General features: G+C 59.3%; 8 protein-coding genes and 1 pseudogene. 7 read left to right on the top strand and 2 right to left on the bottom strand.

Features of this window, described 5'->3' with window-relative positions; translation table 11 throughout:
• The 3 genes and pseudogenes from P0D96_RS46920 to P0D96_RS48795 all read left to right on the top strand — a co-directional run.
• A partial coding sequence (locus P0D96_RS46920; protein WP_408321065.1) for a tyrosine-type recombinase/integrase occupies nt 1-154 on the top strand: 154 nt, incomplete at its 5' end.
• 13 nt (nt 155-167) lie between these two features.
• Complete coding sequence (locus P0D96_RS46925; RefSeq protein ID WP_408321050.1) at nt 168-509, top strand: hypothetical protein; 342 nt, start codon at nt 168-170, stop codon at nt 507-509.
• A gap of 525 nt (nt 510-1,034) precedes the next feature.
• Nucleotides 1,035-1,618 (top strand): annotated as a pseudogene (locus tag P0D96_RS48795) (IS110 family transposase); the annotation flags it as partial.
• Nucleotides 1,619-2,421: 803 nt separating this feature from the next.
• Here the strand turns inward: P0D96_RS48795 and P0D96_RS46935 are convergent.
• Entirely contained in the window at nt 2,422-2,862 is a 441-nt protein-coding gene (locus P0D96_RS46935; protein ID WP_408321054.1) for a transposase, read from the bottom strand.
• A 777-nt stretch (nt 2,863-3,639) separates the two neighbouring features.
• Between P0D96_RS46935 and P0D96_RS46940 the strand changes: the two genes are divergently transcribed.
• From P0D96_RS46940 to P0D96_RS46955, 4 genes are all read left to right on the top strand, one after another.
• Complete coding sequence (locus P0D96_RS46940) at nt 3,640-3,978, top strand: hypothetical protein (protein WP_408321056.1); 339 nt, start codon at nt 3,640-3,642, stop codon at nt 3,976-3,978.
• A 309-nt stretch (nt 3,979-4,287) separates the two neighbouring features.
• Entirely contained in the window at nt 4,288-5,571 is a 1,284-nt protein-coding gene (locus tag P0D96_RS46945) for a tyrosinase family protein (RefSeq protein ID WP_408321058.1), read from the top strand.
• A gap of 11 nt (nt 5,572-5,582) precedes the next feature.
• Nucleotides 5,583-6,359, top strand: a complete 777-nt coding sequence (locus P0D96_RS46950) for a HEAT repeat domain-containing protein (protein ID WP_408321059.1) — start codon at nt 5,583-5,585, stop codon at nt 6,357-6,359.
• A 78-nt stretch (nt 6,360-6,437) separates the two neighbouring features.
• A complete protein-coding gene (locus tag P0D96_RS46955) occupies nt 6,438-7,649 on the top strand; it encodes an SCO family protein (protein ID WP_408321061.1) in 1,212 nt (403 codons plus the stop codon).
• 348 nt (nt 7,650-7,997) lie between these two features.
• Here P0D96_RS46955 and P0D96_RS46960 read toward each other — a convergent pair.
• A partial coding sequence (locus P0D96_RS46960; protein ID WP_408321063.1) for a transposase domain-containing protein occupies nt 7,998-8,284 on the bottom strand: 287 nt, incomplete at its 5' end.

The raw sequence follows: 8,284 nt of genomic DNA on the forward strand, positions 1-8,284 counted from the left end.
CGCCGGGTCCCACATGGCGGACCATCAGGTCGATCTGCGACTCGTGCGCGATAACCTCGGGCATGCGTCACTGACGACGACCAGTCAGTATCTTCACGTCGACGACGATCGCCGGCACCGCGAGACCGACGAGAAACACCGTATTGACTGGTGATGACGAGTGACCGATGACAGCCATAACTCACCACCACCTGCCGGCTGACCTGGACAGCGTCGGTGGTGAGCCTGAACTGGTTCACCCGGACGCAGGCGAAGATTTCTTCCGGCGACCGCATGATGCAGCGGCGTCCGTCCGCAAATGCCTTGAGCAAGCGGATCTGGTCAGCGTCTGGCGACAACCAGAATGGCACCTCGGGCGCTTCCCGCGTAATCGCAAAGGCGACGTCGCCGCGATGCCCGGTCAGGCGAAAATGAAATTTCATGTCGGTCTGCCGCAGTGGAGATTGCGCCTGCGTTTGCTGGAGGCGAGGTTTGCGGTTGAGGAAGATGCAGACGTACAAGACGGTTAGTTGCATGTTTGTATCGACACGGACTTCCAGAGTGAGCCTTATGGGAGACGACATTCACAACCATGCGAAAGTGCGGTCACCTGATACTGCGTGCCGCTGTCGAAGACGGCGCTCACCCACCCTATCGGGTGCCCGTTGAGGCGCCATTTAGATTTGCGTTCGCGTTGGGTGATCGGCGGTACTCGACCGAGATGGAATGGACATCGCCCTCCCTTGTATCTTGAAGTTCATGATTTTTCTTCATCATGATAGTAGGCTGTGGAGCTTGTGGGCGAAGGTGAGCGCGGTGGGCAACGTGTAGCGTTGTCCGCGGTAAGCTCGCCGGTGCGCCGAAGGCGCATCGTCCACAAATCCACAGCCTGTCGTTGATCTTTGTTGTTGATGTCGGTTTGGCAAAGCTCGTGCAGCCTGATCTCCTCCCTAGGGTTTGCAAGCCCGTCCCGAAGCACATGGCGCACGAGCCGAGCCGCTCATCGAAAGCCCGAACAGTTGCCTGAATCTAATTCGCATAAGCAAGGATGGGAAATGACGAGCCTGCCATATTCGACTCCCACGCCGGTCACGATTGGCATTGATGTGGCGAAAGCCATGCTGGACATAGCGATAGGCGTGAATGCGCCACCACTGAGCCTGACGAACGACTCCGAGGGTTTCGAAACGTTACTGGGGCAGTTGGCGACACATAGGGTCGCACTGGTTGTGATGGAAGCCACGGGTGGTCTTGAAACGGCCGCCGCCGCCGTATCACGGGTGGTCTTGAAACGGCCGCCGCCGCCGTATTGCAGGCCGCGGGTCACGCAGTGGCGGTCATCAATCCCTGACAGGCTCGAGATTTTGCGCGAGCGATGGGACAACTGGCGAAGACCGACCGCATCGATGCACGCATCCTCGCGCAGCTTGGCGAAGTCATTGAACGCAGTCCGGAGCGCGACAAGTTCGTCAAACCGCTGCCGACCGCAGAGCAGCAAGCCCTGGCGGCCCTGGTCACGCGCCGTCGTCAACTGATCGCCATGCTAGTCGCCGAGCGTAACCGGCTGGCTCAGTCGCCTGCCGCAATCCGGCAAAGCATTGACACCATCATCGAAGCGCTGACTACAGAACTCCTGAAAGGTCGATTTTTTAGAAGACATGAGAAAAGCTCCTGAAATAAGAGGGACCCTCTCCCAGTGGGAAGGAGGCTCCCCACGGGGTGAAATATGAAATTCGACCGGCATCAGCCGGGTCTGGCGCTACGGATTGCAACGAAAACGGAACGTTGCCAGCCGATGCGATCGCGGCAGCTAGAGCTACGACGCCAACCAGAAACGTAAGCATCTTCCAGCTTCAGCGTCCTGCTTGGTGTACCAGGCGAGACTGCTGAAAGCATGTTTGAGCGTAGAGGACACGGGAAACTCCTGAAAAATTCGGGAGCTACCCTGATGGGAGGCTCCCATCGGGAAAAAAGGAAAAAGGCCGACGCGAACGTCAGCTTTTTTTTGAAACCATCCGGGGTGGAATGGCGTGGAGAGAAAAAATCAACGGACCTTGGGAGGAACCGTTTGGAGGTCGATGCGCAAGAGCGCAGGGAATGAATCCAGTTTAGTCACCGGCATCCGGGTATTGCGGCGGAAACCTCCCGACTTCGCACCAGCTTTCACCGAAGCTGCATGCCAACGAACGAAAAAAAATGTGTGGTCAGCCTTGGTTTTGCAACCTCAATGTGTGACCTAAAATAGAAGGGCCTGCGCAAATGTATCCGGCTCGAAATGGGCGCGGATGAAGCGCGCGGCCCTCGATAAAAAGCCGCACCCGGCTGTCCTTAAAAGCCATCAATCTGCAGGACTGGATTTTGTGTCAGTGTTTAGCCGGGCCGTGCGCCGTTTATCTTCATCACAGGTTGATGGTCGCAAAAAAAGCAGGCAGGAAGTGTTGATCAGGCGGGACGCGGATCTGCGCGATACTCGCCACCCTTGGCCAGGATCGCCCACACCATTCTGGCCATTTTGTTGGCCAGCGCGCAGGCGACGATATTGGTGTGACGCCGTCGCAGCAGGGCCTGCACCCATACGCCGAGCGCATTGTTGCGCCTGTCACCGCGTTTGGAAATGCCCAGCAGCGTCACCCGGCCCCCGGTCGAATGCTGTCGTGGCACCAGGCCCAGCGATGCGGCGAAGTCACGGCCATATTTGAATCCATGCGCGTCACCGGCCATCGCAAGCAGACTGCTCGCGCTCATCTCGCCGATTCCCGAAATGGTAAGCAACCGCTGGCCGGTTTCGTTCTCAGCCAGTTGACGTCTGAGTTCGGTTTCGCGTTCAACGATTTCGTTGCTCAGTTGGTCGTAGCGCCGATGCAGGCGCAGGAGCAGGTTCACTATCGGCGCCGGCACCGCATGAGCCGGATCATCCAGCAGACAACACTGGCGGATCAGCCGAAGCCGAAGCAACTTGCGAATTTGGCGAAACGGTACTGATAAAGGCCCCCAAGGCCCGCGACATGTCTGCACGCGGGTCCGTTATCGGGTGCAGACTGACGTTCGGACAAGCGAGAGACAACGTCCACAGATGGCCCACCGAAGATAGAAGTACATATGGCGGCCTGCCCGGCGCGCCAGCGGCCAACGCGTGAGGAGATTTTGCCCGGCCGGGCAGCTGTTTTAGGCCCTCGAGTCCGACCGGTTTCGACACAACCTCGTCGACGAGCCTTGGCTGGCACTCCAGCTGCACGGACGGGGTGCCAGTGGCGATGAACCGAGCATGGCAGGATCCTTAAATGACGACACAATTCGCGCCAGTCCGCCTGGCCGAGCCACACGCCCAGAAACACCATGTGCGTCGGACGCTTGCGCCTTTGCAAGCCCGTCCTCGGACGAATACGCTGCCCAACCCTGATGCCCGAGTAACGTGATTGAAACAACCAGCGGATCGGCGATCTCCTTGTAGTCATCCACGTACGGAACGCGCATTTCTTGTCCTTTACCGCACAATAGTGTTGATCCATAAGCCAGCGCGGCCGGGGATCAGATCGAAAGAACTGTGCGCGGCCGCACATAGCTGACCATCTCGCACTTGTGAAATCAATGGACGCTCCTCAGCATATCTAGTGGACGAGAAAACATTGGGTAATCCCGGTCCCTTACAGGGAGGCTCGCGTGGCCGAATGGGCAAATCCATTTTTTGGCGTTTGGCGTTATCGTAGTTTCCTTAGTGAGCCGGACGCCGTTTCAAAGCTTGAAGAAATCCTCTTCCGGGAAGCAGGTTTACTTTTAGATGACGCTGCACCTGGTAAATTGACCGGCCAAATCGGTGACGGCACTGATAGTCTCGATATCCGTGGTTATTGCGTATATGGATCGCTGTTCGATGTGCGCTTCCAAGCGACGGGAATCCCGGGCGCCGAGACTGACGGGTGGGTCTACGATTACATGGGTACTTCGTCCGCACACTACCGGACGGTGTCGCTCAGCGACCCGCCATCGTTGGTGCGGTGATTCGCACGGTTGTCCATAGCGAAGGTAAGGCCAAAGCAGGTGTCGTTGTTTCCTTTATTGCGGTCAAAAAAGATTAGGAGCAGCTCGATGCCTTTGCCCGCCAATTTGCTCGCTCATCTGGCAAGCCGGCTGCACCGCCTCCACCATCATACGTGGCATCGAACCCGCGACACGTAGCCCCTATACGAAGATCCGTGACAACAGCTCGTAAATTCCAGACTTGGCCGCACCGCTTGTGCCATATTTTCTGCCTCGGGCGCGGAATGGATGTCCGTAATAAATGCCACGTTATGCCCGCTTGGAGGGGAAATGAAGGTTGAGATCGACCTAGAAGCCACGGATCCACAAGGGCGGTCGTTCATCGGCTGGGCCCCTGTCAGGGCGACCGCGCGCCTGAGCGAGGCTAATGGTCCACCTGGTCCGGCCGACATCACACTGCGCAACGGCGGCTTAGCGGGTGGCGGTCGTGTGGTGTTCGACCTGCAGCGCAGCGATGCGGGCACGGCCGAACTCCGCCTGACCTTGCCGGCCGACGGCAGCGAAGTAGAGTTCCAGGTCGCTGGCGATTTCCAGCACCCGAGCACCGACCCCGACGACGCTGCCATCGATGCTATCGTGCCTGCGGGTGGAGTGGTAGGACGATGCGAACTAATGGTTCGCATCCGCAAGAACGCGGTGAAGCTAACACCCGCCGAACGCGATCGGTTCCTGCTCGCTCTCGGTAAGCTCAACGATGACGGGGCGGGCCCGTTCCAGAGCTTTCGTGATACACACGTCGACTCGTCTCGGGCAGAGGCGCACGGCTACCCGGGCTTCCCGCCGTGGCACCGCGCCTACCTGCTCGATCTCGAACGATCGCTACAGGCCATCGATCCCGCCGTCGCACTGCCGTATTGGCGGTTTGATGAGCCTGCCCCGGGTTTGTTCGCGCCAGAGTTTTTTGGCATGCCGTCGGCGGACCCGGCACAGGGCGATGTGATTCAGTTCCCCCACGGACATGCGCTCGAATTTTGGAAGACGGACCCAACCCATGACCCGATCGAGCGGCGACCCCGGTATGATATAGCTGTCGCCCCGCCTCAATCGGTTGGAGGACAGCCTTTTGTGATCGATCAGGCGGCAACGCTAGCGCTCGGAAGTGGCCGTTATCGAGGGTTTCGCATGATGGAGATCGCTCCCCATGGCAATGCCCATACCAGTTTCGACGGGCCGGTTAACAGTGTGCCGACTGCTGCGAAGGATCCGCTATTTTTCCTGCTCCATGCCAATGTCGACCGCCTATGGGCTTTTTGGCAGTGGCTCAACAGGCGCACGGACCCGAATGACCCAGATACCTACCATTTGAGCGGACCGGTCCGGCCCCCGAACAACATTGGGCACAAGCTGGACGACACAATGTGGCCCTGGAACGGTTCTACAACACCGCCGAGACCCACGTTTGTACCGCCGCGTGGGTCATTTGCGTCGTCGCCGATCACGGCCCGTCCAGGAGCTCAGCCGACGGTGAGAGATATGATCGACTACCAGGGCGTTCACGGGGGCGCAGCGCTCGGTTTCGATTACGATGATGTCCCGTTCGAACTTCGTCCTTGAGGATCGGCATTGTGAACGTCAAAGCATACCGACAGCAGATTGAATCGCAGCTCCGGACCCGTAATGAACCTAAGGCTCAGGCGACTGCTGCGCCCGTAGACAGCAATCCCGAAGCGAATTGGGTTCAGGCGCTCGAGCGTATTGTCGACACTTCTCTGGATCCTGCCGACCGGAGAGGGGCGCTCCAGATTGCGCAGGCAGCCTCTTTCCTCACGCCACAGTTTGCACCGCTGCACGCGAAATACCTAGATGTGCTGCGGCGCTTGGCGACCGACGCAGACGGTGAGCTGCGCCGCATGGCGCTGGACGCACTGAGCAACCAAAAGGACGACTTCGCGCGCCAAAAGTTGACAGAAGGCTTGCGTGGCTTGGGTGAGACACTGGTGGCTCCGGCCGTGGCACTCGGTTTTCTCGCGCGTGACGACCATGGCTCTGCTCACGACATCGCGCGCGATTTGTTGAAGGAGAGCGCTGACGTGCCTGTCCGCGAGCAGGCCGTGCGTGTGCTCGGTGCGGCCCCCGCCGCGAAATCCTTGCTCGACGCGGTGATGCGGGATAAGAAGGAGTTTCGGCAGGTGCGGCGGGCAAGTGCTGTCGCCTTGCGCGCCCTCGACCCGCAAATGTTTGAGCAAGGTGCACGGGACATACTTAACGACAGTAGCGATTTCCGCGACATCAAGGCCACAGTAGGGGGCGCGCTTCAGCGCGCTACAGTTTCGCTTTCCGCATTGCCATCTTCACCGAGGCAGCCTCCGGCCAAGAAGAGCAGGAGCCGTCGACGTCCATAACGTTTGTTCGCCCATGGCGCTGTCTCGACGCCCTGAGAACGGTTTGGTGCCGGCGCTGTCCTACCTGACAAGGCTCAAATGAAAAGCATTCCCGCCATGCCGGAGGACCAGGTCGCAAGCGTATTGCAGGGAATCGGCTTGCATGCGACGTGCTACGGATGTCCCGACGACGTGCTCCCGCTGCTGCGAGAGGATGCTGCGATCTACCGCGGCAGAGGTGCGACCGAGGTCGAACTGCTTCGCGCCCATGTGATGGTGCGCATAGGATCGGCAGGCATGTCCGATGTGTTGCTGCCCTATGTTCTCGAGGAACTCGAAACGGGCCTGAATCCGCATGCCTTGGCCGCAGCCGCTCGTGTCGCTCGTGGGGTCTACCATCTGCCTCCAGAGATGCCCCGGCTCCTGATGGCGGCGATCGACCGCATTCGGCACGTTGACCAGTTCGTTCAGTTTGACGCCTACCCACCGCCATCGACTGGGGGTTATACGACTGCGGTCGATGAACTGGTCGAAACCTTGGCTTCTACTGGCATTGGTGGCCGGTCGGAATTGATGGCCCTCCGGAAAGATGTCGAGAGCGGTGGACATTTGACCTCGCGTGCCAGAGCACTGCTCCGAGATGTCCTTGACGCGATTGGCAAAGATGCAAACCAAACCAGTGCCACGTCAGATTGCTGCGCAGGAGCGGCGCGAGCTGAGCCCTCGATAGTTGCCGCGCCGCGGGCTCACGAATGCTCGCGGGAGCACTGCTCGTCGGCCGATTCGCAGCCTCTTGTCAGTTCCATCGCGTTGCTGCACAACGTTGAATTGGAGAACCAGGACGGGACGCGGGCCACGTTCGGTCAGATATTTGAGGGGCGTCCGGCCGTCATAGGATTCTTTTATACGCGATGCATGAACCCCAACAAGTGCTCGCGCACGATCAGCAAGCTGGCGGCCCTGTCCCAGCTCTTGCAGACATCCCCGGCAAACGGCACCGCAACCGTTGCGGCGATCAGCTATGACCCGGATTACGATGTTTCCCCTCGGTTGCGTCGCTATGGCGAAGACCGAAACTGGCCGTTCGGAGACCGTTACCAACTACTGCGAACAACTGGGTCATTTGCTGCAGTCGTTGACGCGCTGCGATTGGGCGTTGGCTATGGGCCCACCACCGTCAACCGACATCGAATCGAGCTGATGCTGATCGACGCTACCGGCGTCATCAGGGACCTGCGGGTGCGGCGTCTCTGGAACGAAGCAGACGTCCTCAACGTGTTGAGTTCAGTTGCCATGGTGTCACGTTCCTAACGGCGGACGCCACCCCTATGGTTGGCAACCTACAAGCCGCCGCGCTGACGGCCGGCGCGCAGCGAGGCACTCTGGAGGCCGGCCTTCCCGTTAGAGTCCACGGCAATATCAGTCATGGTCGCCGCGAAAGCCACCCGGCATCGCGAGTCAGGCCGGACGGGAATCATTTGGCTGCTTCAGACTTAAATTCACGTGTGCAAAAGTGGGGTGAAGCAGGTCTAGAGATGAGGCTCTGTGGCGCCCTCGACATTGCCCACGAGACAATCCTCACTTGCGCGCATGAAGGTAAGCGCGCGATTTAGCACACCGAGGTTGGAAACGTGCGCGAGGGTAGATGTGTCGGGCAGATCAAGCTCGAGGAGTGATGGTGGCGGTGAGCTTTGCGAAGTTGAACGGCAAGAGGTCAGTCGCGTCGGCATCCGGTGCACGCTTCGGTAATTCGGTAAGTACGTGCACGAGATAGGCGTAGGGTTCGACGTTGCAGGCCCTGCAGGTCAGCATAAGGCTGGAGATCATGGCGCTCGCCTTCGCGCCGACAACCGTCTCACTGAACAGCCACGAAGCCCTGCCTGTACAGAATGGGCGGATGTCGCGTTCGATGACATTATTGTCAACTGGGGCCCGCCCATCGCTCA

This window comes from Paraburkholderia sp. RL17-347-BIC-D (genome assembly GCF_046027915.1).
In the GTDB taxonomy this organism is placed as follows: Bacteria; Pseudomonadota; Gammaproteobacteria; order Burkholderiales; family Burkholderiaceae; genus Paraburkholderia.

Coding starts and splice junctions, on each gene's coding strand:
- P0D96_RS46955 (WP_408321061.1), top strand. CDS start 6,438: ATGAAAAGCATTCCCGCCATGCCGGAGGACCAGGTCGCAAGCGTATTG.
- P0D96_RS46945 (WP_408321058.1), top strand. CDS start 4,288: ATGAAGGTTGAGATCGACCTAGAAGCCACGGATCCACAAGGGCGGTCG.
- P0D96_RS46925 (WP_408321050.1), top strand. CDS start 168: ATGACAGCCATAACTCACCACCACCTGCCGGCTGACCTGGACAGCGTC.